Genomic DNA, 24,784 nt, shown 5'->3' with positions numbered 1-24,784 from the left:
GGGCGCGTGCCCTCCCGTCGCCGCCGCACCCGCAGCACGTCCGCCGCCGCACCCGCGGCCCGGACCACCAGCCCCGCCGAGCCGTCGCCCGCCGAGCGCTACGCCGCCGCACGCCGCCGCGCCGGGGCCGACCGCGGCGAGCTCGCGACGTTCCGCGACCGCCTCGACTTCCCGCTCGACGACTTCCAGGTCGAGGCGTGCGCGGCGCTCGAGCGTGGCAGCGGCGTGCTCGTCGCCGCCCCCACGGGCGCCGGCAAGACCGTCGTGGGGGAGTTCGCGGTCCACCTCGCGCTCGCCGCGGGCCGCAAGGCGTTCTACACGACACCCATCAAGGCCCTGTCGAACCAGAAGTACGCCGACCTCGCGCGCGTGCACGGCGCCGACCGCGTCGGCCTGCTCACCGGCGACACCAACGTCAACGGCGACGCCGACGTCGTCGTCATGACCACCGAGGTCCTGCGCAACATGCTGTACGCCGGGTCACCCGCGCTCACCGGGCTCGGGTACGTCGTCATGGACGAGGTGCACTACCTCGCCGACCGGTTCCGCGGGCCCGTGTGGGAAGAGGTGATCATCCACCTGCCCGACGACGTGCAGCTCGTGTCCCTGTCCGCGACCGTGTCGAACGCCGAGGAGTTCGGCGACTGGCTCGCGACCGTGCGCGGCGACACCACGGTCGTCGTCAGCGAGCACCGCCCCGTGCCGCTCGGGCAGCACGTCATGGTCGACGACCGGCTCCTCGAGCTGTACGCGGGCCACGTCGACCCCACGGACCCCGGCGTCGACCCGCCCATCAACCCCGACCTCGCGCAGCTCCTGCGCCGTCAGCTGCCCGGCGGGCCGCCGCGCCGCGGGCCCGGCGACCGCGGCGGCCGCGGACGCGGCGGCCCCGGCCCGCACCGGGGCGGCGGGGGCGTGCGCCCCACGCCCCGGTTCGTCGTGGTCGACGAGCTCGCGCAGGCCGACCTGCTGCCCGCGATCGTGTTCATCTTCTCGCGCGCCGGGTGCGAGTCCGCCGTCGAGCAGTGCCTGCGCGCCGGCGTCCGGCTGACGAACCCCCGCGAGCAGTCCGAGATCCGCCTCCTCGTCGAGGAACGCTGCGCGGCGATCCCGCCCGAGGACCTCGCCGTGCTGGGGTACGACCGGTTCGTCGAGGCCGCCGTGCGCGGCGTCGCGGCGCACCACGCCGGCATGCTGCCGCTGTTCAAGGAGACCGTCGAGGACCTGTTCTCGCGCGGCTGGGTCAAGGTCGTGTTCGCGACCGAGACCCTCGCGCTCGGCATCAACATGCCCGCGCGCTCGGTCGTGCTCGAGAAGCTCGTCAAGTGGGACGGCAGCGCGCACGTCGACATCACGCCGGGGGAGTACACGCAGCTCACCGGCCGTGCCGGCCGCCGCGGCATCGACACCGAGGGGCACGCGGTCGTCGTCGCGCACGCGGGCCTCGACCCCGTGCAGCTCGCGGGCCTGGCCTCGCGCCGCCTGTACCCGCTGCGCTCGTCGTTCCGGCCGACGTACAACATGTCCGTCAACCTCGTCGCGCAGGTCGGGCGTGAACGCGCGCGCGAGGTGCTCGAGACCTCGTTCGCGCAGTTCCAGGCCGACCGCGGCGTCGTCGGGCTCGCGCGGCAGGCGCAGACGCACGCCGAGGCGCTCGAGGGGTACGCCGAGGCCATGTCGTGCCACCTCGGGGACTTCGCGCAGTACATGGGCCTGCGACGCGCGATCACCGACCGCGAGCGCGGCCTGGCCAAGGACGCGGCCGCGGCGCGCCGCGCGGACGTCGCGCGCACGCTCGACGGCCTGAAGACCGGTGACGTCGTCGAGATCCCCGTGGGCAGGCGGGCGCAGCACGCGGTCGTGGTGGACCCGGGCGGGCCGGGAGGGTTCGACGGTCCGCGGCCGACCGTGCTGACGACGGACCGCCAGGTGCGCCGGCTCACGGTGGCCGACGTCGGCACGGGCCTGCGGACGGTCGGCCGGCTGAAGGTGCCGGGCGGCTTCCAGGTCCGGGTCCCGGCCGCGCGTCGCGACCTCGCGGCGCGTCTGCGGTCGCGGCTCGACGAGCTCGACGTGACCCCCTCGGGGCGCCCGGGGGGACGCCGCGACCGGGCGCGGACGGCCGCCGCGGAGGACGCCGCGCTGGAGGAGCTGCGCCGCGAGCTGCGGGCGCACCCCTGCCACCGCTGCCCCGACCGTGAGGACCACGCGCGGTGGGCCGAGCGGTGGGAGCGGCTGCGCGACGAGCACGCGGCGCTCGTGCGGCGCATCGCGGGCCGTACCGGCTCGATCGCCGCCGTGTTCGACCGCACGTGCGACGTGCTGCGGACCCTCGGCTACCTCGCTCTCGACGACGACGGCACGCTCGCCGTGACGCCGGACGGGCAGTGGCTGCGCCGCCTCTACGCCGAGAACGACCTCGTGCTCGCCGAGTGCCTGCGGCAGGGCGTGTGGGACGAGCTCGACGCGCCGGGCCTCGCGGCCGCCGTGTCGACGCTCGTGTACCGGTCGCGGCGGGACGACGACACCGGCGCGCACGTCCCCGGCGGGCCCGACGGCCGTCTCGGGCGGGCGCTGGACGCCGCCGTGCGTGCGTGGTCCCAGCTCGAGGACCTCGAGCACGCGGCGCGGCTCGAGACGATCCAGCCGCTCGACCTCGGCCTGGTCGAGCCGATCCACCGGTGGGCCGCGGGCCGCAGCCTCGACGCGGTGCTGCGGGGGTCGGACCTCGCGGCCGGCGACTTCGTGCGGTGGTGCAAGCAGGTCATCGACGTGCTCGACCAGGTCGCGGGGGCCGCGCCGACGGCCCGCCTGCGGACGACCGCGGAGCGTGCCGTGCTGGGGCTGCGCCGCGGCGTGGTCGCGTACTCGGCGGTCTGACGGCGGTCCGGCGCGCGCCGCTGAGGCGCAGGTCACGACGCCCGGGGCGTGGTCCCGGGCCGCGCCCCGGCGCGGCGGGCCCTATCGTGTCGGGTTGTGAGCTCGACCCTGTACCGGCACGGCGTCGTGCACTCGCCGGCCGACCCGTTCGCCGAGGCCCTGCTCGTCGAGGACGGCACCGTCGCCTGGATGGGCTCCGACGACACGGCCGACGGTCTCGTCGCCGGTGTCGACGAGGTCGTCGAGCTCGACGGCGCGCTCGTCGCGCCCGCGTTCGTCGACGCGCACGTGCACCTGCTCGAGACGGCGTTGGCGAGCGCCGGCCTCGACCTGACGGCCGAGAACGGGGTGCGCGGGCTGGGCGACGTGCTCGACGCCGTGGCCCGCGTCGCGGCCGCGCGCGCACCGGGGGACCGGCGCCCCGTGCACGGCACGGGGTGGGACGAGGGCACGTGGCCCGAGGGGCGCCCCCCGACCGCCGCGGAGCTCGACGCCGCGGGACAGGGTCTGCCGGTCTACCTGGCCCGGGTCGACGTGCACTCGGCGGTGGTGTCCGGCGCGCTGGCGGACCTCGCGGGGCTGCGCGGCCTGCCCGGCTGGTCGGACGACGGCCGGGTCGTGGGCGCGGCCCACCACGCGGCGCGCGACGTCGCGCTGGCCGTGGCCGACGACGAGCGCGAGGCGGCATACCGGTCGGCGCTCGCGCAGGCCGCCGCGGCGGGGATCGCCGCGGTGCACGAGCAGTCCGCGCCGCACGTCGACACGCGTGCGGGCCTGCGGCGGCTGCTCGCCATGACCGCCGACCCCGCGTCGGCCCTGCCGCTCGTCGTGGGGTACCGCGCCGAGGCGTGCGTGACCGTGGACGACGCGCGCGCGCTGCTCGCCGACGTGCCGGGCCTGACGGGCATCGGCGGCGACCTCAACGTCGACGGGTCGCTCGGGTCGCGCACGGCGGCGCTGCGGCACCCGTACGCGGACGCTCCGGGCGTGACGGGCACGCTGCACCTGACGGCCGAGCAGATCGCCAACCACGTCACGGCGGTGACCCGTGCGGGGTCGCACGCCGCGTTCCACGTCATCGGCGACCGGGCGCTCGACGAGCTGCTCCTCGGGCTGCGTGCGGCCGCCGACGTCGAGGGCACCGCGGCGATCGCCGCGGCCGGGCACCGGGTCGAGCACGCGGAGATGGTCGACGCGCACTCGCTCGCGCAGATCGTGCTGCTCGGGCTGCGCCTGTCGGTCCAGCCCGCGTTCGACGCCGCGTGGGGCGGGCCGGACGGCATGTACGCGCGGCGCGTCGGCCCCGGCCGCGCCGCGGCGATGAACCCGTTCGCCGACCTCGCGGCGGCCGGCGTGCCGCTCGCGCTCGGCTCGGACGCACCCGTGACCCCGCTGGACCCGTGGGCGGGCGTGCGCGCCGCCGCCGCTCACCACGAGCCGGACCAGCGGATCTCGGTGCGTGCCGCGTTCCGTGCCGCGACGCGCGGCGGGTGGCGCCTGGCCGGCCTCGACCACACGGGGGCGGGGGAGCTGCGCGTCGGTGCGCCCGCGCACCTCGCGGTGTGGCGTGCCGAGCACCTCGTCGTGCAGGCGTCGCGCACGTCCGCCTGGAGCGCCGACGCACGCGCCGGCAGCCCGCTCCTGCCGGACCTGTCGCCCGACGCACCCGCGCCGCGGTGCCTGCGCACGGTGCGCGCGGGTGTCGTCCTGCACGACGCGCTGGGCTGACGGCGAGCGCGAGCGCCGGCTCGTTCGGGTGAACTTCAGGCCACGGCTCGCCGGCCCCAGGGCGACCGCGCGGGGTCGGCGCGCGACACGCTGACGACACGCCGAGCGACGGGATCGGACGTCGGGCATTCGGGACGCGCTGACCTGCGGTGATCCCGCTGACCTGCCCGAACGTCCTCTTGACAGCGTTTCCGAGGCTAGTAGTTTCGCGTGTGGCCCGCCGTCGCGGGTGCCGGGGGGACTCACGAGGCCTGCGCGGCGCCGCGCCGCATGAGCTCCGACCGGGCCCGCGCGTCCAACAGAGAACGGCAGGCAGCGCCTCGCCGGTACGAAGGGCGCGCGGGCCGGTCGGTCGGAGCCCCGGCCGGTGCGGGGCGCCGCGCTCACGGCTGGCTGACGTACCCTGCTGCGGTGCCTCTCCCGCCGTCCGCCCGCTGGCTGACGCTCGTCTTCGCGGCGGCCGGCGGCTTCTTCACCCGTCTCGCGTTCCCCGACCCGGGCTGGAGCCTGCTCGCCCCCGTCGGCGTGACGCTGCTGTACCTGGCGCTGCGACGCGACTCGGCTCGCTGGAACGCGCTCGTGGGCCTCGTGTGGGGCCTGACGTGCTTCGGCCCGATGATCACGTGGGCCGACGAGGCCGTGGGGCTGGTCCCGTGGCTCGCGCTGACCGTCCTCGAGGCGTCGTACGTCGCGCTGTTCGGCGCCGCGTGGGCGTGGGCGCGGCGCGGCCACGCCGTGTGGCGCGGCGGGTTCTGGCAGCTGCTCGTCTTCGTCGTCCTCTGGGTGGGCGTCGAAGAGCTCCGCTCGAGCTGGCCCTTCGGCGGCTTCCCGTGGGGGCGGCTCGCGTTCTCGCAGGCGGACTCACCGCTCGCGGCGTTCATGTGGGTGGGCGGCACACCGCTGCTCAGCGCCGTGGTCGCGGGCCTCGGCGTGCTCCTGGCCCGCGCCGCGCTGGCCGCGGGGCAGGTCGCGTTCGTCCGGACGGTCGGCGCGCTCGCCGCCGTGGGCGCGGTCGTCGCGGGGTCCCTCGTGATCCCGCTCGACACCGCCGCGCAGACCGGCACGCTCCGCGTCGGGGCCGTGCAGGGCAACGTCCCCGAACCGGGCCGGCTCGACGCGTTCGGGCAGCGCCGGCAGGTCCTCGACAACCACGTCGCGGGCACGCGCGCGCTGCTCGAGCGGACCGCACCCGGCGACCTCGACGTCGTGCTGTGGCCCGAGAACGGCTCCGACATCGACCCGCAGGTCGACGCCGAGGCGGCGGGGCTCATCGACGGCGTCGCGCAGGAGGTCGCCGCCCCGCTGCTGGTGGGGACCGTGCAGTACCCGGACTCCGGCGGCCGCTACAACACCGCCGTGCTGTGGGAGCCGGGCGTCGGCCCGGTCGCGACCTACTCGAAGCAGCGGCCCGCACCGTTCGCCGAGTACATCCCGATGCGTTCGTTCGTGCGGCACTTCTCCGACGCGGTCGACCTCGTGACGCGCGACATGCTGCCCGGCACGAAGCCCGGGGTGATCCCGCTGGCGTCCGAGCGCCTGGGACGCACCGTCGTGCTCGGGGACGTCATCTGCTTCGAGGTCGCGTACGACGCGATCGTCCGCGAGGCCGTGACCGAGGGCGGCGAGCTGCTGGTCGTGCAGACCAACAACGCGTCCTTCGGGTGGTCCGACGAGTCGACCCAGCAGCTCGCGATGGCGCGCCTGCGGGCGGTCGAGCTGGGGCGTGCGACCGTGCAGATCTCGACGGTCGGCGTGAGCGCCGTGATCGCGCCCAACGGGGTGGTCACGCAGCGCACCGAGCTGTTCACCGCCGACCAGATGATCGCGGACCTGCCGCTGCGGGACTCGCTGACACCGGCCGCACGCGCCGGGGACTGGCCGGCGCGGGTCGCGTGCGTGCTCGCGGTGTGCGTCGTGCTCGCGGGCATGGTCGGCGCCGCGCGGCTGCGGCGCGACGACCGACCCGAGGGTCCCGCCTGACCCGTAGTCCAACCGTGTCCCGGGCGCGCCGCGACCGGGTGGCACCGGGTTGCTCGCCGACGCGGTCGGACGAGGCATGCTCCTGCTCGGCGCGGGTCTGGCTCGCCGACCGCGACCCGGACCCGGACCCGGACCCGGACCCGGACAGCACGATGCCCCCGGTGCGGGCACCGGGGGCATCGGGGGAGCGGGTGTCAGGCGCTGCGGCGCAGCTTGCCCGCACGCAGCAGGTCGAGCCGCTCGTCGAGCAGCTCCTGCAGCTCGTTGACCGTGCGCCGCTCGAGGAGCATGTCCCAGTGCGTGCGCGGCGGCTTGCCCGCCTTCACCTCGGGCTTCGACGCGTCGCGCAGCAGCGCCTCGGTGCCGCAGCGGCACTCCCACACCACGGGGACGTCCGCCTCGACCGAGAACGGCAGGATGATGGTGTGCCCGTTCGGGCAGTCGTAGTACGCCTGGAGACGAGGGGCGAAGTCGACGCCCTGCTCGGTCTCCATGCTGTGGGACCCGATGCGCATGCCGCGCAGGGACCTGTTGGCCATGAGGGACCTCCGTGCCGTGTGGTTCCGGCAGCTCGCGCCCTGCCGGATTCCAGATCGAATCGTTCCGCTTCCTGTTCGTAAACGCGGGGAGGGACGGCGATGTTCCGACCCGCGGTGAAGGTCTGGTGAACACACACTGTGGCAGGAACGGCGTCGTCGCGCGCGTCGGCACCGGGGGAGCGGCGGCGACCTCGTGCTGCCTAGGGTGGGTGGCATGACGATGACGTACCGCCGCCTCGGCGACAGCGGCCTGACGGTGTCCACGGCAGGGCTCGGGTGCAACACGTTCGGGGCGACGCTCGCCCCCGACGGCGTGGGGGAGGTCGTGAGCGCCGCCCTGGACGCGGGCGTGACGTTCTTCGACACGGCCGACGTGTACGGCGGCGAGCCGGGCCAGAGCGAGGAGCTGCTCGGTGCGGCGTTGCGCGGTCACCGCGACGACGTCGTGGTCGCGACGAAGTTCGGCATGGACGTCGGTGGGCTCAACGGCGCGGACTGGGGCGCGCGCGGGTCGCGCCGGTACGTGCGGCGCGCGATCGAGGGGTCGCTGCGGCGTCTCGGGACGGACCACGTCGACCTGTACCAGCTGCACGCACCGGACCCGGGCACGCCCATCGAGGAGACGCTCGCGGCGCTGCACGAGCTGGTCGTGGAGGGCAAGGTGCGCTACGTCGGGTCCTCGAACTTCGCCGCGTGGCAGGTCGTCGACGCCGACTGGTCGGCCCGGTCGGCGGGCACGACGCCGTTCGTGTCGGCGCAGAACCGGTACAACCTCCTGGACCGCGGCGCGGAGGCGGAGCTCGTGCCGGCGGCCGAGCAGGTCGGCGTGGGGATCCTGCCGTACGTCCCGCTCGCGTCGGGTCTGCTGACGGGCAAGTACCGCCGCGGCCAGGAGGCGCCCGAGGGCAGCCGCCTGTCGCGCATGCCGCAGCGCCTCGCGGCCGCGGACTTCGACCGCATCGAGGCGCTCGCCGCGCTCGCGCAGGACTGGGGCGTGGACCTGCCGACGCTCGCGCTCGGCGGCCTGGCTGCCCAGCCCGCCGTCGCGTCGATCATCTCGGGCGCTCGCACGCCGGAGCAGGTGCGCGCGAACGTCGCGTCGGCGCTGTGGGAGCCGACGCTCGAGCAGCTCGCAGCCATCGACGACGCGTCGCCCGGGCCGGCCTGAGGCGCTGCGGGCGCGTCGGCGGTCCACGCGCCGACGCGCCCGCCCGGGACCGTGCGCACGGTCCCGGGCGGAATCGCCCGCACGGACCCGGCCGTGCGTCCGCCGCGCACGGACCGCGGCCCGTCTGAGACGACGGTCACGCTCCGTCACGGCGGTATGCGCTCGTCGCGGCGATCAGCGGTTGCGTAGCGTGGGTGGCATGGCTCACGAGGACCAGCTCACCGCCCTGCCCCCCGTCGACCGCGCCGCGGCCGACGCGTTCTGGGCGGACTACGCCGCCGCGCACCCGGCCGCCGTCGCGGCGTGCTCGGACTACACGGTCGAGTACTTCGGCGACAACCCGCGCCTGGCGGACGAGCTGCTGCGGACCGTGACGCACGGCCCGAAGCGCGGTACCGCGGAGCTGACGAGCGAGTACCGCGCGCGGGGTGACGAGCTGCCGCGCGTCGGCAGCCACTGGATCGCGTGCGACAGCACGGGAGCGCCGGCGATCGTCATCCGCAGCACGGACCTGCGCATCCTCACGTTCGACCAGGTCGACGCCGACTTCGCGTACGCCGAGGGCGAGGACGACCGGTCGCTCGAGAGCTGGCGCCGCGAGCACCGCACGTACTGGACCCGGACGTGCGCCGCCCGTGGTGCGACGTGGTCGGAGAGCGACGAGATCGTCTGCGAGCGGTTCTCCGTCGTCTGGCCGCCCGAGCTCGCGGACGCGCCGCAGGCCTGAGCCCCACGGTGGTCGGCCGGCTACCGCCCGGCCGACCACCCACCTCACGGGCGCAGGACGCGCGCGCGGTGCTCACCGACCGCCAGGACGACCCGCACGGGCACGCCCCGGTCGTCGGCGGCCTCGCGCACCGCGGCCTCCCACGTGCGCTCGAACGCACCACGGTCACCTCCTGCGGCACGCACGACGGCGACGACGAGCGCGCCGCCCGGCGCCTCGTGCCGCAGGACGTCGTCGATCGCCACCATCACCTGCCGCACGTCACCGGGCACCGGCTGCAACGGGATGCCGACCAGCGGGAGCACGACGGGCAGCAGGCGCGCGTCCGCGTCGAGGAGCAGGAGCCACAGCGCCGGGGGTCCGGCACGCTCGGGACCGATCAGCGCGAGCGCGGCGTCGAGCACCGCGTCGTCGTGCAGGAGCGGTGCGGTGGGCAGGGCGGGAAGGTCGTCGTCGGGCCCGGGTGCGGACCAGCTCGTGTCGTCGTGCATGACGCGAGCCTGGGGGAGCGGTGCACCTCGACGGAGAGTGGCCGACGCCCACTGTGGTTCGAACACGTGTTCGACGTTCTTGTGGTCGGCTCGGCGCGGCCACCGAGCAGACAGGCGCGTGGCAGGCGGGACGCGCGGGGCGTGTGTCAGGGGCGACGCCACAGGCGGGGGGCGAACGCGAGGCCCAGCGCGCCCGCCACGCCGAACGTCACGGCCACCGCGGGACGGCCGCCCTCGGCGAGCACCGAGACGGCCACGACCACGGCGAGCGCCGCGAGCAGGAGGATCGCGGCCGTCGCGCGGCGGGACCGACGCTCCTGCGTGACGTCGACGGTGCTGCCCGACTGCTGTGCCGCGTCCACGAGCACGCCTCCCGGTGATGACGGCGCCCGGTCCGGTGCGCGGGCGTCGTCCGCACCTTCTCACACGCTGTCGGCACGGCGGCGGGACCCGGGTCCCGCGGCCGTGCACCACGCCACGAGACGGCTCAGGGGCGACTCGCGGCGCGCCGGCCGGGACCCGCGCGCACCATGGCCAGGTGACCGCCAGAGACACGAGGGTGGTCGCCAGCACACGACCCCTAGTCGTCACCGCCTGAGCGCCGCTCGGCGGGCTCTCCGCCCGTTCTCCACCAACGCCGATAATGTGCATTATGTCACTTCATCGACTGCGCGACTCCGCGAACGGCAACGACGTCGGTCCGATGCCCTCGCTCGGCGCCAGAGGACACCTGTGCCCCGCGCGAGCCTCACCTGCCCCCGGTGCTTCGCTTCAGCACCTCGGTGAGCTGCGTCAGGTCGCGCAGCTCGATGTCTGGCCGCACCTCGTCTGCGTGAGGTTGCTGCAGGTACGCCCATGGTCCGCGTCGCAGCCATGGACGACGTCGCCCTCCGCGCGACCGACGCGACTCACGTCGTCGGCGGCACCTCGACGACCCGCGGATCGCCCTACCCGATGCCGAGCAGGTCCTCGGTGCGCTCGGCGACCTCGTGCGTCGCCGCGACGACCTCGCGGTTGAACCACGGGTCCTCGACGTGCCGCGCCACCGCGCGGTCCAGCTCGTCGACACGACTCCTCAGGTCGTCGTCCTCGACCAGCGACGGGTGCACGGCGAGCGCGCGCGCCGCGACCAGCAGACCGTCCGCGCGCTCCCGGAACATCAAGCCGAACCGCGGGGCGTCGTCACCGACCGACAGGTCCCAGCTCACCATGGCGGCCAGCCGCCGGCAGAGCTCACGCAGCAGGGCGTCCGCGGTCGTCGGGTCCGGCGGTGTCGGCACGCGGTCAGCGTGGCACGCGCGCCGCTGCCTCGCTGCGCACCTTGGTCCCGCCTCGACCCGCCCCGCCGTGCGGGACCGCACGTCCCGGCACCCGTGGACCGCCTCCCTCAGCCCGGCCCGTCGCTCGTCGCGGCGAGCAGCGGCACGAGCACGTCGCTGATCGGTGTCGGGATGCCGTGCGCGCGCCCGAGGCGGCGCACGACGCCGTTGCGGACGTCCCACTCGAGCGGCCGCCCCGCCTCGCGGTCCGCCAGGATCGACGTGCCGCGCTCCGGCGGCGCACCGCGGAAGGCGTCGAGGACGCGCTGCGGCTCGCCCTCCCCCAGGTCCGCGCCCTCGGCGCGCGCGACCGCGAGGCACTCGCGCAGGTAGGCCAGCGTGAGCGCACCGACGTCGTCCCGGGCGAACACGCCCGAGCGCCGACCCGTGAGCGCCATGAGTCCCGCGGCCGCGTTCTGCAGCAGCTTGCGCCACGCGTCGGACACGAAGCCCGACGTCGTGCCGACCACGCACCGCGACCCCTGCAGCGCGCGGACGACGACGTCGGACCCAGGTCCGTCCGGGAGGGTCAGCCGCGGGTCGGCGAGCAGCCGCACGGTCGCGTCCGGCAGGCGCTCCGCGGGGAACCACACCACGGCCGGCACGACGGTCGCGCCCGGCGCGAGCGGCGCCACCGCCTGCCGCTGCTCGACGCCGTTCTGCAGGACGCACACGACGGTGCCCGGGCGGCAGAGCCGCCCGAGCCACGGCGCGGCGTCGGGGTTCTGCGTGGCCTTCACCGCGAGGACCACCAGGTCGACGGCACCCGGAGCGTCGTCCGGGTCGGTCCGGACGGGGACGGGCGCGACCACGACCGAGCCGCCCACGTCGAGCCGCAGCTCGGTGCGGGCCGTGCGACCGGCGACGAACGGCGCGGCGCCGCCCTCGTGCAGCGCGACCGCGACCGTGGTCCCGATCGCGCCGGGTCCCACGACCGCCACCGTCGGCAGGTCCGTCTCGGTCATCGCAGGTCTCCCCTCCACGTCGCCGGACCGGACGGCCCGGCCCCGCCCTCCCCTACCCGTGCGCCAGGACGCCCAGCACGAGCACCGCCAGCGCGAGCACGACCTCGCACGCCATGACCACGACCCGCTGCCGCCGGGGCAGCGCCAGCCGGCGCACCGCGAGCAGCCCCACCGCGGTCAGCGTCGTCACCGTGGTGACGGTCGCGACGAGCAGGCCGGTGGTGGTCGTGTAGACGCCGAAGGCCGCCAGTGCGAGCGACACCACCGCGGGGCCGACGACGGTCGCGGCACCCAGCGTCGAGGCCGCCATGCGGCCGTGCTCGGCGGCCGTGGGGACGCGTGCGTGCACGACGACGTGGCTCAGGAGGTCGGCGAGGTACACCGTGCAGACCGTGGCTGCGACCGCGACGGCGAGCGTGCCGAGGGCGCGCCCGGGCGAGGCGTCGGCGTCGTGCGCCTGGAGCGTGAGGATCACGGCCAGCGCGGTGAACGCGACGTAGATCCGCTCCTTGAGCGCGGCTGCCCGGTGGGCGGCGTCCGCGCGGTCGGGCGGCGTGGAGCGGTGGTCGCTCATGCGCCCGGGCGCGCGGCGTAGGCGCGCACGAACGCGCGGGCGCCGTCGGTCATGATCCGCAGGACGTGCGTGCGCTCGGCGCGACGGCGGGAGGGCTCGTTGAGCACCCGCAGCGTCGTCAGCGCGTGGAAGTGCTCGGCGGCGAGCGCGGGGTCGGGCGCGTCGAGCAGACCCGCCCGGGTGAGGTCGTCGAGACGGTCGGCGAGCACCCGGGTCTGCGCCTCGTCGAGCGGGTGGCCGTCCAGCTCGGGCAGCTGCTGCTCGTTCTCGGTGACGAGCCGGACGGCGGCGAGGTGGTCGGCCGACAGCAGCAGCGCGTCGCCGAGGTCGGACGCGAGGTCGACGAACGCCCGCTCGAGCGCGGCGGGCTCGCGCAGCGGCGTCGCGTCCCCGAGGCGGTGCGCCACGTGCTCCCGGAGGGTCTCGAGCGCCCGCTCCCCCGCCTCCTCGACGACACCGAGGAGCAGCCGACGCTTGTCGCCGTAGTAGTCGTAGACGGTCCGTTTCGAGACGCCCGCCCGTGCGGCGACGGCGTCCATGCTGGTGCGGTCCACGCCGGACTGCACGAACAGCTCGCGCGCGGCCGCCAGGATCGCGGCGCGCTTGTGCGCCTGCCCGGCGCGCACGGGCCTCTCGTCGAGCGTCGTCATGGTGCCCCTTCCCGCGGTCGGGACCCACGCTACACCGTCGGGTGTAGATCTACACCACACGGTGTAGTGTCGCCGCCATGACCCCCTCCGCGACCCTCGAGGCCCACGCCCTCACCAAGCGCTACCGTCGCACCACCGCCGTCGACGACCTGTCGTTCCGGGTCCGGCCCGGCGTGGTCACGGGGTTCCTCGGGCCCAACGGGGCCGGCAAGTCCACGACCCTGCGGCTCTTCCTCGGGCTCGACCGACCCACCCGCGGCGCGGCGACCGTGGGCGGCCTGCGCCTCGCCGAGACCCCGCGCGCGATGCGTGTCGTGGGCGCGATGCTCGACGCGCGCGCCGTCCACCCGCGGCGGACCGCCACCGACCATCTCCTCGCGGTCGCACGTGCCGGGGGCGTCCACCGGCGTCGCGTCCCCGAGGTGCTCGGCCTCGTCGGCCTCGCGGACGCGGCACACCGCCCCGCGGGCGAGCTCTCGCTCGGCATGCAGCAGCGCCTCGGCATCGCGACCGCGCTCGTCGGCGACCCCGGCGTCGTCATCCTCGACGAGCCGCTCAACGGGCTCGACCCCGAGGGTATCCGGTGGGCCCGCACGCTCATGCGCGACCTGGCGAGCGAAGGGCGCACCGTGCTGTTCTCGAGTCACCTCATGGGCGAGATGGAGCTCACCGCCGACCACCTCGTCGTCGTCCACCACGGGCGGCTGCTGGCCGACCAGCCGCTGACGGCGTTCGTCGCCGAGCGGACGACGCGCCGCGTGCGTGCCCGGAGCCCCGAACGCGAACGCCTCGCCGCGGCGCTGGACCGCGCCGGGGTCACGACGCGCGTCGATCCCGTCGCCGCGGACGCGCTCGACGTCACGGGCACCACGACCGACGAGGTCGGACGGATCGCCGCGACGACCGGCGTCGCCCTCGCCGAGCTCACGGACGTCCGCGACTCGCTCGAGGAGGTCTTCCTCGCCATGACCGCCGCACGGAAGGACGCCGCCTGACATGGACCTCCTCGCCTCCGAGTGGATCAAGGCCCGCAGCGTCCGCGGCACGTGGCTCCTCGCCGTGTCGACGGTCGTGGTGACGGCGGTGGTCGGGCTGCTCGGCGTGAGCGCGCTGCTCCCCGAGTGGCGCACCGCCCTGCCCGCCGACCTCGACCCCGTCGCCGTCGGCCTCAAGGGCGTGCTCGTCGGGCAGGTCCTCGTGGCCTGCCTCGGCGCGCAGCTCGTGACCGGCGAGTACGCGACGGGTCAGATCGTCACGACCCTGACCGTCGCGCCGCGCCGCACGGCGCTGCTGGCCGCGAAGACGGCGGTCGCCGCGCTGATCGCCACCGCCACCGCCGTCGTCACGGTCGTCGTCGCCACCGCCGCGAGCCAGGGCGCGCTCGCCGCCGCGGGCCTGCCGAGCGCCGACCTCGGCGACCCCGCGGCCGTCCGGGCCGTCCTCTGCGCCGCCGCCTACCTGGTGCTGACGGCCGTGCTCGGCGTCGGGTTCGGCACGCTCACCCGCAGCTCGTCGGGCACGCTCGCGATCGTCGTGACGGTGGCCCTGCTCGTGCCCGCACTCGCCCCCGGGCTGCCCGGCACGGTCGGCGACCTCGTGGCCACGTACTGGCCGACGACCGCCGGTCAGGCCTCCTACACGCGGCACGGCACCGGGGCGCTGTCCCCCGTCGGCGGCCTCGCGGTCATGGCCGTGTTCACCGTGTGGACCACGGTCGCCGCCGCTGCGACCCTCCGCGCGCGCGACGCCTGACCCGTCCCCCCGTCGCCCGACGGGGCCACGGCCGCGTCCACCCCCGGGGGGACGCCGCTTACCCGGCGCGGGTGCGAGGGTCGACCGGCCCCACCGCCGCGGCCTCCCTCCCCACCGACAGAGAGCAGCACGCGCGTGTTCCAGCAGGTCCCGGTCCTCCCGGTCGTCGTCCCCCTCGCCACCGTCGCTCTGGGGGCGATGCTGTGGCACCTGCGCCTCCGCGGTCGGCTGACCGTGGCGCGCGCGGCCGTCGCGCTCGCGCTGTGCGTCTACGTGGCCGGGGTGGTCGCCAACACGGTCTTCCCGATCTTCCTCGACAAGCCCGCGCGCGAGGGCGTGTGGCACTCGTCGCTCCAGCTGGTGCCGGTCGTCGGCTACGAGACCGGCGACGCCGCGATGAACGTCGCGGTGTTCGTCCCGCTCGGCGCGCTGCTGGCGCTGGTGCTCGCGCGGCCGACGTGGCCGCGCGTGCTCGCCGCCGTCGCGGGCTTCAGCCTCACCATCGAGCTGACCCAGCTCGTCACGGCGGTCCTGCTCGGCGGGGGTCACGTCGCCGACGTCAACGACCTGCTGTTCAACGTCCTCGGCGGGCTCGCGGGCTTCGCGCTGCTGCTCGGCGTGCAGCGCGTCCCGCGCCTCGGTGCGCTGGTCGAGCACTTCCGCTGGCGGCCGGCGGACGCGTGACGCCCCCGCGGCGGCCGCGTGTCAGCCGACCAGCCCGCGAGGGCTCGTGACGCGCTCGTACCTCTCCTCGGTGCGCGAGGGGTCGCGCGGCAGCGCCTGCGTCTCGCCCGTGCGCGTGAACCCGGCGCGCACGTAGAGGTCGACGGCCTCGGCGTTGTCGTCGACGACCCACAACGACACGGTGCGCGCCCCGTCGGCGGCGCCGGCCCGCACGACGGTGTCGAGCAGCGCCCAGCCGGTGCCGCGGCGACGCACCTCGGGCGCGACCCACAGCGAGACGACGTGGCGGTCGTCCTCGGGCGACCCCGGCTCGGGCACGAGCGAGACGAGCGCCTTGGGCACGTCGTCGTCGTCGACCGCGACCCACGTGGGGCTCGTCCGCAGGCGCATCCGCCAGTGCGACTCGGTGAACCGCTCCTCGCGGGCCAGCGACGCGCCGAACGCCTCCGGCGACTCCCGCAGCGCCCGCAGGCGCACGTCGCGCACGATGGGCCAGTCGTCCTCGTCGACGCGTCGGATCAGCACCGCCACAGCATGCCCCACGCGCGACCTCCGTGACTCGCGGCGCGCCTCATGCCTCCGGACCGACCGCGTGCGCGTCCTGCGCGTCGCCGTGCCCCGCGGGGTCCGGCGTCGCGCGTGCGACGTCGGCGACCTCCTCCTCGGGGCGCGGCGGCACGGTCTCGTCGTACTCGAGCTCCGGCACCTGCACGTCGAACGACTCGGACATCTCCGGCTCCTTCCGCCGCGCTCACGCTAACCGCGCGGCCGCGGGCCGGCGACCGCACGGACGCCACGGTGCGCGCAGCCCGCCGGGCTCGTCATGCACCGCAGTCCGTCGTCGACCGCGCCCGCCGTCCAGGCGAGCGCGTCGAAGAAGCCGAGGGCCACGGCGTTGTCGGGGTCGACGAACGCCACCCACCCGGTCGCCGCCGGATGACCGGACCAGGCGAGCGCCGCGTCGAGCGCGACGCGACCCACCCCGGACCGCCGTCGCGACGGGTCGACCGCGACGTCGGTGACGGCGTGCCGGTCCCCGAGGGGGTCCCACTCCACCCCCACGAGCGCGATCGGGCGACCCTCGTGCTCGACGACGAGCTGCACGCCCGTCGTCTCGGTCTCGACGTGCGCACACCAGTTGTCGTCGAGCGGGCCGAGCCACCGGTCGAGCTCCGGATCACGGAACCACGCGCGCACCCACGGCTCGTCCGGACGTGCGTACCGTCGGACCGCCAACGCGGGCGATGCGTGCGGCTCGGGGTCGGACGTCGTCACCGCACCAGCATGCCCGAGTCGTCCCCACCGAGTCGTCCCGTCGGGCAGCAGCCGGGCGACGGACTCGCGCACCTGAGGCGCCGGGCGTCAGTCGACGCGCACGGGCTCCCCCGGCGCCGGCGTCAGCACCTCGGCCTCCGTGAGGTTGCCCAGCAGCGACAGCGCGAGCGAGCGCCCCGCGTCGCTGAGGGTGCCGTCGTGCACCGGGACGACGCGGCGCGGGCGGACCGCACGCACGTGCTCGACCATGTCCGCCACGCGCAGCCACGGCGCGCCGACCGGTTCGAGCAGCACGTCGATCGCCGCTCCCTGGGGCGGTCGGACAAACGCGTCGCCGGGGTGCAGCACGACGCCGTCGACGAGCAGCGCGACGTTCGTCGGCAGCGGCACCTCCGGGTGGATGACCTCGTGCGGCGCGTCGAGCACCTCGACGACTGCCCCGGCGACCTCGAGCCGGTCGCCCGGGGTCAGCAGGTGGCGGCGCTCGTCCGGCACACCGGCCTCGGCGAGCGCGTCGAGCACCTGCGCGGGCCCGTGCACGTGCACGTCGCGCGCCGCGACGGCGGCCGCGTCGAGGTGGTCCGGGTGCGAGTGGGTCACGAGGACGTGCTCGACGCCGTCGAGCGCGGTCTCGACGTCGCTGAACGACCCGGGGTCCACGACGAACGCGCCGCTGTCGGTGGTGACACGCACGCACGCGTGTCCGTACCTGGTCAACGTGAGGCTCATGGGGCCATCCTGCCGAGATCCGGACGAGTCCGCCCTTCCGGGACGGCGCGGCGCGACGCAGGCACGCCGTGTCGCGCCGGGGTTTCGTGCGGGCCCACCCGCCCGGATACGGTTGCGGCGTGCTGGTCCTCGGTGTGTGCAGCCTCAAGGGTGGAGTGGGCAAGACCTCCGTGACGCTGGGGCTCGCCTCCGCGGCGCTCGAGCGCGGCCTGCGCACGCTCGTGGTCGACCTCGACCCGCAGGGCGACTCGACCATGGCGCTGGGCACGGCGCGCGGCACGGGCGACGTGGCGTCGGTGCTCGACGACCCGTCGGCCGAGTCCGTGGCGGGCGCGACCGCGCCGTCGTCCTGGGCGCAGCACGGCCTCGACGTGCTGGTCGGCTCCGAGCGCTCCGTCATGCACGACCGTATCGACGACGCGGACGCCGACCGGCTGCGCTACGCGCTGTCGTGGGTGAGCGGCTACGACCTCGTGCTCATCGACTGCCCGCCCTCGCTCGGCGGGCTCACGCGCACCGGGCTGACCGCGTGCGACCGCGCCGTGGTGGTGACCGAGCCCGGGCTGTTCGCCGTGATGGCGGTCGGCCGCGCCATGCGGACGATCGACGAGCTGCGGCGCGGGCCGGCGCCGTCTCTGCAGCCGCTCGGCATCGCGGTCAACCGGGTCCGCGCCCGGTCGATCGAGCAGGCGTACCGCCTGGAGGAGCTCCAGACGCTGTACGGGCCGCTCGTGCTGTCCCCGAGCATCCCCGAGCGCGCGGCGCTCCAGCAGGCCCAGGGCGCGGCCCAGCCGGTGCACGCGTGGCCCGGGGCCGCGGCGGCCGAGCTCGCGGGCGTCTTCGACCAGCTGCTCGAGCGCGCGCTGCGCGCGCCGCGTCGCTGACGCCTCCCGCCGAGCGGCGACCCAGGCCTGGAGCCGCGCACGCGACGAGGTCCGGCCACCCCGAAGGGGTGGCCGGACCTCGTGACGTCGTACGGGTCAGCCGGCCGACCGCGCCTGGCGCCGCAGCGCGAGCTCGTCCTGCGGCGCGGGGGCCGCGGTGTCGTCGTCGGTGCGCTCGGTCGGCAGCTGCGCGAGCGTGCCCTCGACCTCGCGCCACACCCGGCCGACGGCGATGCCGAAGACGCCCTGGCCGCCCTGCACGAGGTCGATGACCTCGTCGGCGGACGTGCACTCGTAGACGCTCGCGCCGTCGGACATCAGCGTGATCTGGGCGAGGTCCTCGACGCCGCGCTCCCGCAGGTGCCCGACGGCCGAGCGGATCTGCTGCAGCGAGACCCCGGTGTCGAGGAGCCGCTTGACCACCTTGAGGACGAGGATGTCGCGGAAGGAGTACAACCGCTGCGTGCCGGAGCCCGTGGCGGGCCGGACGGACGGCTCGACCAGCCCAGTGCGCGCCCAGTAGTCGAGCTGGCGGTAGGTGATGCCGGCGGCCCGGCAGGCCGTGGGCCCGCGGTAGCCGGTGGCGACGTCGAGGTCCGGCAGGTCGTCGTCGAACAGGAGACCCTGCGCGTGGTGCGGGATCGCGCCGGCGCCGTCGGCGCTCTCGTTGCTGATCACGGGGGTCCTCCCTCGACGTCCACCGGTGTGGCGGACGCTCTCTTCCGGAACTTCTGCAACGCTAGGCCCGCGGGGTCGGGGGCGCAACGAACGACTCCCGGCGTGTCGCGTGCGCCACGTCTCACCCTCAGGTGGACGTCGAAGGTTGGCGTCACCCGGTCGGGTCAACCGCCACGGCCACCGGCGTCGGGACCCGGCTCCTGCCCCGTCTCGAAGTCCTGGGCCGAGACGTGGTCGAGGAACTCGCGGAACTCGGCGAGGTCGTCCTCGTCCGCGGCCGGCCGGACCTCCACCCCCGCCAGCGCGACGACCTCCGCGGAGCACAGCACGGGGCACGCGAACCGCAGCGCGACGGCGATCGCGTCGGACGCGCGCGCGTCGACCCGACGCCCCGTCGTGAGCACGAGCGCCGCGTGGAACACGCCGTCCTCGAGCCGCGTGATCTCCACGTGCCCGACGCGGGCCCCCACGGCGAGGAGGGCGTCCCGCAGCAGGTCGTGCGTCATGGGGCGCGGCGGCACGATCCCGGCCTGCGCCGACGCGATCGCCGACGCCTCGGCGGGGCCGATGAGGATCGGCACGATCAGCGCGGCGTCCGGGTCCAGCAGGAGCACGACGATCTCGTCGTCGGCCAGGTGCGTGCGCACGCCGACGACCTCGACCGGGACCATCTCGGGTTCGACGCCGCCCACGCCCCCCACGCTACGTCCCCGTCCGCTCCCCGGCCGCCCGAGGGACCGGATGCGGCAGGCGCCCGGTCAGGGCGCGATGTCGTGGACCGCGGAACGCACCAGCGCGGTGTGCATGCGCGCGCACAGCTCGCCGACCTCGGCGGCGAGCGTCCCGGCCCGCGCGCGGGCGGAGACGCTGCGCTGCCCGCGCCACGGTGCGACGACCTGGTCGACGAGGTCCGCCTGCCGGTCGGCCGCGGCACGGAACGCCCGCAGGTGCCGCGGGTCGATGCCGTGGTCCGCCAGCGCGGCCGCCACCAGCACGACCTCGCGCGCCCACGGGTCGAAGACGCCGCGCGGCCCGGGCCGGAGCACCCCTTGGCTCACGAGCTCGTCGACCACCTCGACGTCGACACCCGCGTCCTGCGCGAGCCGCGCCGCCGTGAGCCGGTCGGGCGTCGGCGCGATCCCGTCGCGCGTCGCGAGACGGGCGCGCGGCGGCGCCTCGTCGTCGACACCCGCGTCGAGCGCCGCGAGCCGTTCGCCGATGACCTTGAGCGGCATGTACTTGTCCCGCTGCTGGCGCAGCACGAACCGCAGCCGCTCGACGTCCGCGGGCGAGTACTGCCGGTAGCCCGCGGGCGTGCGCACGGGCGCGACCAGGCCCTGCTCCTCGAGGAACCGCAGCTTCGACGTCGTCACCGCCGGGAACTCGATCCGCAGCGCGGCGAGCACGTCCGAGATCCGCATCGACGCGCGCCGCGAGATGCCCCGCGGCCACGGCTCGGGCGTCGTCTCCCCCGCGACCTCGCCCTCGGTCGCGGCCTGCGTCACCGCGCGCTCAGGACGCGTCACGGTGCGGGCTGGGGTGGAACGTCATGCGGTACTTGCCGATCTGGACCTCGTCGCCCGGGCGCAGCGCGACGGCGTCGATGCGGGTCCGGTTGACGTACGTGCCGTTGAGCGAGCCGATGTCCCGCACCACGAACTGCAGCCCGTCACGCACGAACTCGGCGTGCTTGCGGGACACCGTGACGTCGTCGAGGAAGATGTCGGCGCTCGTGCTGCGGCCCGCGGTCGTCCGCTCGGCGTCCAGCAGGAACCGCGCGCCCGAGCTCGGCCCGCGCTGCATGATCAGCAGCGCCGACGTGGGCGGCAGCGCGTGCACCGCCGCGGACTCGTCGCTCGTGAGGCCGACCGCCGGGGCCTCGACGTCGACCGGCTCCACCGAGCCGAAGCTGACGGTCGTGTCGGGGCCGTCCCCCCGGTACGCCGGCAGGCCGCCGTCCGGCAGCCGTCGATCGTCGCTCATGCGCACCTCCCGTGTCGGTCTCGGGCGCGGCGCGGCGTTCTCGCCCCGGGCCCGGCCTGTGCGGGACTCACCCTATGCGGTGTCGACGCAGGTGCGCAGCCCACGACGCCCGCCACGCGGGTGACACCCCGTGCTGCGCGGCACGCCCGGGATCAGTCGCCGCCCTCGACGGGCGTCGCGTGGACCGGGTCCGGCAGCACACGGACCGCCGAGACCTCCACGTGGTCCGACTTCTCGACGGTCGCGCGGCCGCCGTCCGCACGCACGCGCGCGGCGGCGCCGCCGGGGATCTCGAGCGCGGGGGCGATCGTGTCGGGGTCGCCGATGACCGTCCAGCGGTACGGCGACCCCAGCGCGACGCCGTCCAGCAGGACCCCGTCGCGGCCGCCCGTGAACGCGCTGCTCGCGGTGATCCGCTGCCCGTTGAGCTCGATCGCCTCGGCGCCCGCGTTCCGCAGCTCCTCGAGGACGTGCAGCATGGTGGCGGGGCGGATCGCCCCGTCGACGTCGGTCAGCGTGATCCGCACGCCGGGGCCGGTCGCCGGCAGGCGCCCGGTGAGGATGCCCTGCATCGCGGCCGTGCGGCGCGCGGCGTCGAGGGCGGCCTGCTGCCGGTCGGACCCCGACAGCAGCTCGTCGCGCTCGCGCTGCAGGTCGCGCGACTCGCGCTCGAGCTCGTCGGTGCGGGTCGTGGTCTCGTCGAGCAGGCGCACGAGGTCGTTCTGCCGCAGCGCGCCGAGCTGCGTCTCGGAGGTCTGCCGCACCTGCACGACGAGCGCGAAGCCGAGCAGAGCGCACAGGGCCGCGGTGAGCAGCTGACCCTGCGTCGTCCGCGGGCGCATCGCGTGGCCGAGGCGCGACCAGCCCGAGCGCGCGGGACGCACGACGGGCCCCTGCGGCGCCCCGCCCGCGGCGCTCCCCTCGGCTGCGGGGTCCGTGTCGGCGGGACCCTCGGCGGCCGGCCCCTCGGCCGCAGGGCGCTCGCCGGCGGACGTGTCCGTCGTGGGGTCCTGGGCACCGCCGTCGGCGCGAGCCTTCGCCGGCACGACGCGACGCACGGGCACGGTCGGCGGCGCCTCGCGCACGGCGTCGGAGCGATCGACCGCGTCACCGCCCAGGCCGAGCGGGTCCGACGGGTCGATCACCGGTCCCTCGTCGGGAAGCTCACGTCCACCGGGCCAGTCGTCCGCGGGCCGGGGCGCCTGGTCGTCGGTCATGCCTTGAACAGGTGCCGACGGATCGAGGCCGCGTTCGAGAAGATGCGGATGCCGAGCACGACGATCACCGCGGTCGTCATCTGCGACCCGACGCCGAGCTGGTCGCCGAGGAACACCACGAGGGCCGCGACCACGACGTTCGACAGGAACGACGTGAGGAAGACACGCTCGTCGAAGATCCCGTCGAGGTAGGCGCGCAGGCCGCCGAACAGCGCGTCGAGCGCCGCGACCACCGCGATCGGCAGGTACGGCTGGAGCTCGGCCGGGACGGTCGGCTCGATGACGAGGCCCGCGACGACCCCGAGCACGAGACCGATCAGCGCGATCACCGGGCCTCCTCCTGGTCGGGACGGGACGACCCTGCCACATCCCGCGGGGACGACCCAAGGACGTCGTGCTCCTCGGGCGCCGGGTCCGCGTCGTCCGTCGTGTCGTCGGCACCCGCGACGCGGGCGGAGCGCAGCGCGATCTGCCCGCGACCGGGCAGGTCGAGCGTGCGTTGCGACGACATCGCGACGTCGATGCCGTACTGCGACAGCGACGCGAGGTGCTGCCCGGCGGACGTCCGTGCCAGGGCCGTCTGCATGGCGACGGCGTCACCGATCGCCTCGACCGTGTACGGGCTGCTCAGCGCGGTGCTGTCGACGAGCACCGCGGCGCCCGCGCTGCGGATCGCCGTCGTCGACGTGATCCGCTCGCCGTTCACCGCGACGGCCTCGGCCCCCGCGGCCCACAGCCCGTTGACCAGGACCTGCAGGTCGACGTCGAGCACGTAGGAGCTCGCGTCGTCCCCCGCCGCGTTCGCGTCGGGGACGCCGTCGGTCAGCACCACGCGCACGCCCGGGCCGGTGACGGGCACGACGCCTGCGGCGACCGCGTCGCGCTGCAGCTGCGCGAACAGCTCGGGGTCGTCGGTCGACGCCGCGCGCTGCTGCAGGCGGGCGATCTCGGCGGAGAGCGCCGCGTTCCCGCGACGCAGCTCGTCGGCGGTCGCGGTCCTCTCGCGGATCTCGTTCTCCAGGAGCGTGCGCGCCTGCAACGCCTCGGGCGCCGGTCGCCGCAGCGCCACGGCGGCCGTCGCGGCGAACCCGCCGAGCGCGACAGCGAGGACGAGCAGCGCGACCGCGCCGCGGGCCGTCCGCCGCGGCGCCAGCCCGTCGGCGCGGCGCGCCGCGGCCTCCTGGTACCCCGGGTCGAGCGGCCGGCGGTAGACCTCGTTGATGAGGGTCATCGACGCGTCGGCGGCGCGGGACGTGGCCTGCGCGTGCCGACGGTTCACGGCGTCCTCGTCGCGCGCGACGCGCGGGCGTCCGCGTGGATGACCGCGGCCGCCTGCGTCAGGTACAGCGCGCCGGCGAACCAGTACAGGCCGACGCCCCACAGCGCGCACGCCCAGCCCACGACGCCGGCGGCGATGCCGACGGCCGACGGCCACTCGGACAGCAGCAGCAGCGGGAACGCGTACATGATCGCGAAGGTCCCGGCCTTGCCCGCGAGGTGCACCCGCAGGGGCGGGTAGCCGGCGCGCGCGAGGACGAGCAGCATCACGGCCAGGACGACGTCGCGCGCGACGAGCACGACCACGAGCCACAGCGGCACGATGCCGCGCCACGCGAGCGCGACGAGCGTGACGAGGATGAACAGCCGGTCGGCCGCGGGGTCGAGCATCTGCCCGAGCCGCGTGACCTGGTGCATGCGGCGCGCGAGCACGCCGTCGAGCCAGTCGCTCGCGCCGGAGACCGCGAGCACGACGAGGGCCCACGCGTCATGGCCCTCCGCCACGAGCCACGCGAAGACCGGCACCAGCAGCAGCCGTGCCAGGCTGATCACGTTCGGCACGGTGAGCACGCGTGCACTGACCGGCGAGTCCTCCGCCACGACCTCCCCCGTCGACGTCCTGCGGTGATCCTATGCCTGCGCAGGTCGCGGGCGGTGCCGCGTCCACGGCGCGGGCTCGCGCGGCAGCCGCCGACGCGTCCCGCGGCCCGACGTCCCGCGCGTGACCGGTCGGCGGCTGGCAGGCTCGACGCATGACCGAGGAGCCGTCCGCCGCCGCGATCGACCGGCTGCTGCGCACGCCCGCGCGCTGGGCGGTCGTCGGCCTGTCCGGGAACACCGGGCGTGCCGCGTACGGCGTCGCGGCGTACCTGCAGCGGCTCGGTCACACGATCGTCCCCGTCCACCCGGCGGCACCGACCGTGCACGGTGCGCGCGGCCACGCACGGCTGCGCGACCTGCCGGAGCCGCCCGACGTCGTCGACGTCTTCGTCAACAGCGCGCGCGCCGCCGCGGTGGTCGACGAGGCGGTGGCGGTCGGCGCACGGGCGGTCTGGCTGCAGCTCGGCGTGCACGCCGACGACGCCGTGGCCCGCGCCCGCGCCGCGGGCGTGCTGGTCGTGCAGGACGCCTGCCCCGCGATCGAAGGCCGCGCGCGGGGCCTCGGGTGACGCGGACGGCGAGCGGTCGTCGCCCCCTGTGCGCGACGTCACCCGGCGCCGTCCGGGGATGCGCTCGACACGGGCGGTAGGCTGTCCAGGACAACTGGAGTCTGTCGCATCCCC

General features: G+C 75.8%; 29 protein-coding genes. 10 read left to right on the top strand and 19 right to left on the bottom strand.

The genetic code is table 11. The annotated features are described in order from the left end of the window. The first annotated feature begins 6 nt into the window (after positions 1 to 6). The 3 genes from E4A51_RS15765 to lnt all read left to right on the top strand — a co-directional run bounded on the left by E4A51_RS15765 (position 7) and on the right by lnt (position 6,588). Positions 7 to 2,880 (top strand): RNA helicase, encoded by a 2,874-nt coding sequence (locus E4A51_RS15765; RefSeq protein ID WP_134852325.1) that lies wholly within the window; start codon positions 7 to 9, stop codon positions 2,878 to 2,880. A gap of 96 nt (positions 2,881 to 2,976) precedes the next feature. Next, positions 2,977 to 4,608 carry an amidohydrolase gene (locus tag E4A51_RS15760; RefSeq protein ID WP_070319622.1) on the top strand — a complete coding sequence of 544 codons (1,632 nt, stop codon included), beginning with the start codon at positions 2,977 to 2,979 and terminating at the stop codon, positions 4,606 to 4,608. A gap of 411 nt (positions 4,609 to 5,019) precedes the next feature. Continuing rightward, positions 5,020 to 6,588 (top strand): apolipoprotein N-acyltransferase, encoded by a 1,569-nt coding sequence (lnt, locus tag E4A51_RS15755; protein ID WP_240696514.1) that lies wholly within the window; start codon positions 5,020 to 5,022, stop codon positions 6,586 to 6,588. Between the two features lie 194 nt (positions 6,589 to 6,782). Here lnt and E4A51_RS15750 read toward each other — a convergent pair whose 3' ends face one another. Continuing rightward, positions 6,783 to 7,127, bottom strand: coding sequence for an RNA polymerase-binding protein RbpA (locus tag E4A51_RS15750; RefSeq protein WP_046528400.1), 345 nt, complete (start codon positions 7,125 to 7,127; stop codon positions 6,783 to 6,785). A 220-nt stretch (positions 7,128 to 7,347) separates the two neighbouring features. Here E4A51_RS15750 and E4A51_RS15745 point away from each other — a divergent pair, with 220 nt between their 5' ends. After that, the gene (locus tag E4A51_RS15745; protein WP_134852430.1) at positions 7,348 to 8,295 is read left to right on the top strand and encodes an aldo/keto reductase; all 948 of its coding nucleotides are present in this window, start codon (positions 7,348 to 7,350) and stop codon (positions 8,293 to 8,295) included. A gap of 199 nt (positions 8,296 to 8,494) precedes the next feature. Further along, complete coding sequence (locus tag E4A51_RS15740; protein WP_134852323.1) at positions 8,495 to 9,022, top strand: ASCH domain-containing protein; 528 nt, start codon at positions 8,495 to 8,497, stop codon at positions 9,020 to 9,022. Positions 9,023 to 9,066: 44 nt separating this feature from the next. On the opposite strand, the gene E4A51_RS15735 is transcribed toward E4A51_RS15740, so the two are convergent. The 6 genes from E4A51_RS15735 to E4A51_RS15710 all read right to left on the bottom strand — a co-directional run bounded on the left by E4A51_RS15735 (position 9,067) and on the right by E4A51_RS15710 (position 13,021). Continuing rightward, complete coding sequence (locus E4A51_RS15735) at positions 9,067 to 9,513, bottom strand: hypothetical protein (protein WP_070319619.1); 447 nt, start codon at positions 9,511 to 9,513, stop codon at positions 9,067 to 9,069. Between the two features lie 146 nt (positions 9,514 to 9,659). Continuing rightward, entirely contained in the window at positions 9,660 to 9,875 is a 216-nt protein-coding gene (locus tag E4A51_RS15730) for a hypothetical protein (protein WP_134852322.1), read from the bottom strand. Positions 9,876 to 10,460: 585 nt separating this feature from the next. Continuing rightward, positions 10,461 to 10,793 (bottom strand): hypothetical protein, encoded by a 333-nt coding sequence (locus E4A51_RS15725; RefSeq protein ID WP_134852321.1) that lies wholly within the window; start codon positions 10,791 to 10,793, stop codon positions 10,461 to 10,463. Between the two features lie 107 nt (positions 10,794 to 10,900). After that, positions 10,901 to 11,797 carry an oxidoreductase gene (locus E4A51_RS15720; protein ID WP_134852320.1) on the bottom strand — a complete coding sequence of 299 codons (897 nt, stop codon included), beginning with the start codon at positions 11,795 to 11,797 and terminating at the stop codon, positions 10,901 to 10,903. Positions 11,798 to 11,849: 52 nt separating this feature from the next. Continuing rightward, entirely contained in the window at positions 11,850 to 12,371 is a 522-nt protein-coding gene (locus E4A51_RS15715) for a hypothetical protein (protein WP_134852319.1), read from the bottom strand. After that, entirely contained in the window at positions 12,368 to 13,021 is a 654-nt protein-coding gene (locus E4A51_RS15710; protein WP_070319613.1) for a TetR/AcrR family transcriptional regulator, read from the bottom strand. The genes E4A51_RS15715 and E4A51_RS15710 overlap by 4 nt, the downstream gene beginning before the upstream one ends. 77 nt (positions 13,022 to 13,098) lie before the next feature. On the opposite strand from E4A51_RS15710, the gene E4A51_RS15705 reads away from it, so the two are divergent. From E4A51_RS15705 to E4A51_RS15695, 3 genes are all read left to right on the top strand, one after another. Next, a complete protein-coding gene (locus E4A51_RS15705) occupies positions 13,099 to 14,016 on the top strand; it encodes an ABC transporter ATP-binding protein (protein ID WP_070319612.1) in 918 nt (305 codons plus the stop codon). 1 nt (position 14,017) lies between these two features. Continuing rightward, positions 14,018 to 14,773, top strand: a complete 756-nt coding sequence (locus tag E4A51_RS15700; RefSeq protein ID WP_134852318.1) for a hypothetical protein — start codon at positions 14,018 to 14,020, stop codon at positions 14,771 to 14,773. 135 nt (positions 14,774 to 14,908) lie between these two features. Next, positions 14,909 to 15,457: a VanZ family protein gene (locus tag E4A51_RS15695; protein WP_070319610.1), complete on the top strand. Its 549-nt coding sequence runs from the start codon at positions 14,909 to 14,911 to the stop codon at positions 15,455 to 15,457. A gap of 21 nt (positions 15,458 to 15,478) precedes the next feature. Here the strand turns inward: E4A51_RS15695 and E4A51_RS15690 are convergent, their stop codons facing one another. From E4A51_RS15690 to E4A51_RS15680, 4 genes are all read right to left on the bottom strand, one after another. Then, complete coding sequence (locus tag E4A51_RS15690; protein ID WP_046530531.1) at positions 15,479 to 15,982, bottom strand: GNAT family N-acetyltransferase; 504 nt, start codon at positions 15,980 to 15,982, stop codon at positions 15,479 to 15,481. A 46-nt stretch (positions 15,983 to 16,028) separates the two neighbouring features. Then, positions 16,029 to 16,187, bottom strand: coding sequence for a hypothetical protein (locus tag E4A51_RS18445; protein ID WP_163274616.1), 159 nt, complete (start codon positions 16,185 to 16,187; stop codon positions 16,029 to 16,031). Positions 16,188 to 16,213: 26 nt separating this feature from the next. Beyond that, a complete protein-coding gene (locus E4A51_RS15685; RefSeq protein WP_206120071.1) occupies positions 16,214 to 16,732 on the bottom strand; it encodes a GNAT family N-acetyltransferase in 519 nt (172 codons plus the stop codon). Between the two features lie 87 nt (positions 16,733 to 16,819). Further along, positions 16,820 to 17,461, bottom strand: a complete 642-nt coding sequence (locus E4A51_RS15680; RefSeq protein ID WP_134852316.1) for an MBL fold metallo-hydrolase — start codon at positions 17,459 to 17,461, stop codon at positions 16,820 to 16,822. A gap of 119 nt (positions 17,462 to 17,580) precedes the next feature. Between E4A51_RS15680 and E4A51_RS15675 the strand changes: the two genes are divergently transcribed. After that, entirely contained in the window at positions 17,581 to 18,345 is a 765-nt protein-coding gene (locus E4A51_RS15675; protein WP_046528411.1) for a ParA family protein, read from the top strand. A gap of 96 nt (positions 18,346 to 18,441) precedes the next feature. Here E4A51_RS15675 and E4A51_RS15670 read toward each other — a convergent pair whose 3' ends face one another. The 8 genes from E4A51_RS15670 to E4A51_RS15635 form a co-directional block, all read right to left on the bottom strand. Further along, positions 18,442 to 19,023, bottom strand: coding sequence for a MerR family transcriptional regulator (locus tag E4A51_RS15670; protein ID WP_134852315.1), 582 nt, complete (start codon positions 19,021 to 19,023; stop codon positions 18,442 to 18,444). Positions 19,024 to 19,187: 164 nt separating this feature from the next. Beyond that, a complete protein-coding gene (locus E4A51_RS15665; protein ID WP_046530533.1) occupies positions 19,188 to 19,694 on the bottom strand; it encodes a bifunctional nuclease family protein in 507 nt (168 codons plus the stop codon). Positions 19,695 to 19,781: 87 nt separating this feature from the next. Further along, a complete protein-coding gene (locus tag E4A51_RS15660; RefSeq protein WP_070319627.1) occupies positions 19,782 to 20,528 on the bottom strand; it encodes a MerR family transcriptional regulator in 747 nt (248 codons plus the stop codon). Positions 20,529 to 20,535: 7 nt separating this feature from the next. After that, positions 20,536 to 21,006 carry an FHA domain-containing protein gene (locus tag E4A51_RS15655; RefSeq protein ID WP_046528413.1) on the bottom strand — a complete coding sequence of 157 codons (471 nt, stop codon included), beginning with the start codon at positions 21,004 to 21,006 and terminating at the stop codon, positions 20,536 to 20,538. Between the two features lie 152 nt (positions 21,007 to 21,158). Then, entirely contained in the window at positions 21,159 to 22,223 is a 1,065-nt protein-coding gene (locus E4A51_RS15650; protein ID WP_134852314.1) for a DUF881 domain-containing protein, read from the bottom strand. Next, on the bottom strand, positions 22,220 to 22,552 hold the full coding sequence (locus E4A51_RS15645; RefSeq protein ID WP_046528414.1) for a small basic family protein: 333 nt from the start codon (positions 22,550 to 22,552) through the stop codon (positions 22,220 to 22,222). Before E4A51_RS15645 ends, E4A51_RS15650 begins: the two co-directional genes overlap by 4 nt. Continuing rightward, positions 22,549 to 23,502, bottom strand: a complete 954-nt coding sequence (locus tag E4A51_RS15640) for a DUF881 domain-containing protein (protein ID WP_134852313.1) — start codon at positions 23,500 to 23,502, stop codon at positions 22,549 to 22,551. The genes E4A51_RS15645 and E4A51_RS15640 overlap by 4 nt, the downstream gene beginning before the upstream one ends. Continuing rightward, positions 23,499 to 24,053 (bottom strand): CDP-alcohol phosphatidyltransferase family protein, encoded by a 555-nt coding sequence (locus tag E4A51_RS15635; RefSeq protein ID WP_240696513.1) that lies wholly within the window; start codon positions 24,051 to 24,053, stop codon positions 23,499 to 23,501. The genes E4A51_RS15640 and E4A51_RS15635 overlap by 4 nt, the downstream gene beginning before the upstream one ends. 200 nt (positions 24,054 to 24,253) lie before the next feature. Between E4A51_RS15635 and E4A51_RS15630 the strand changes: the two genes are divergently transcribed. Next, on the top strand, positions 24,254 to 24,670 hold the full coding sequence (locus E4A51_RS15630; RefSeq protein ID WP_134852311.1) for a CoA-binding protein: 417 nt from the start codon (positions 24,254 to 24,256) through the stop codon (positions 24,668 to 24,670). Positions 24,671 to 24,784 lie beyond the last annotated feature (114 nt).

The organism is Cellulomonas sp. HD19AZ1, assembly GCF_004535805.1.
GTDB lineage: Bacteria > Actinomycetota > Actinomycetes > Actinomycetales > Cellulomonadaceae > Cellulomonas > Cellulomonas iranensis.
Note: the sequence above shows the minus strand (reverse complement) of the source record. Positions and strands in the feature narration are given on the sequence as shown.

Bases quoted from the DNA above. Each gene is read 5' to 3' on its own strand.
- E4A51_RS15750 (WP_046528400.1), bottom strand. From the start codon at position 7,127: ATGGCCAACAGGTCCCTGCGCGGCATGCGCATCGGGTCCCACAGCATG.
- E4A51_RS15745 (WP_134852430.1), top strand. From the start codon at position 7,348: ATGACGTACCGCCGCCTCGGCGACAGCGGCCTGACGGTGTCCACGGCA.
- E4A51_RS15740 (WP_134852323.1), top strand. From the start codon at position 8,495: ATGGCTCACGAGGACCAGCTCACCGCCCTGCCCCCCGTCGACCGCGCC.
- E4A51_RS15735 (WP_070319619.1), bottom strand. From the start codon at position 9,513: ATGCACGACGACACGAGCTGGTCCGCACCCGGGCCCGACGACGACCTT.
- E4A51_RS15720 (WP_134852320.1), bottom strand. From the start codon at position 11,797: ATGACCGAGACGGACCTGCCGACGGTGGCGGTCGTGGGACCCGGCGCG.
- E4A51_RS15715 (WP_134852319.1), bottom strand. From the start codon at position 12,371: ATGAGCGACCACCGCTCCACGCCGCCCGACCGCGCGGACGCCGCCCAC.
- E4A51_RS15710 (WP_070319613.1), bottom strand. From the start codon at position 13,021: ATGACGACGCTCGACGAGAGGCCCGTGCGCGCCGGGCAGGCGCACAAG.
- E4A51_RS15705 (WP_070319612.1), top strand. From the start codon at position 13,099: ATGACCCCCTCCGCGACCCTCGAGGCCCACGCCCTCACCAAGCGCTAC.
- E4A51_RS15700 (WP_134852318.1), top strand. From the start codon at position 14,018: ATGGACCTCCTCGCCTCCGAGTGGATCAAGGCCCGCAGCGTCCGCGGC.
- E4A51_RS18445 (WP_163274616.1), bottom strand. From the start codon at position 16,187: ATGTCCGAGTCGTTCGACGTGCAGGTGCCGGAGCTCGAGTACGACGAG.
- E4A51_RS15680 (WP_134852316.1), bottom strand. From the start codon at position 17,461: ATGAGCCTCACGTTGACCAGGTACGGACACGCGTGCGTGCGTGTCACC.
- E4A51_RS15665 (WP_046530533.1), bottom strand. From the start codon at position 19,694: ATGGTCCCGGTCGAGGTCGTCGGCGTGCGCACGCACCTGGCCGACGAC.
- E4A51_RS15655 (WP_046528413.1), bottom strand. From the start codon at position 21,006: ATGAGCGACGATCGACGGCTGCCGGACGGCGGCCTGCCGGCGTACCGG.
- E4A51_RS15650 (WP_134852314.1), bottom strand. From the start codon at position 22,223: ATGACCGACGACCAGGCGCCCCGGCCCGCGGACGACTGGCCCGGTGGA.
- E4A51_RS15630 (WP_134852311.1), top strand. From the start codon at position 24,254: ATGACCGAGGAGCCGTCCGCCGCCGCGATCGACCGGCTGCTGCGCACG.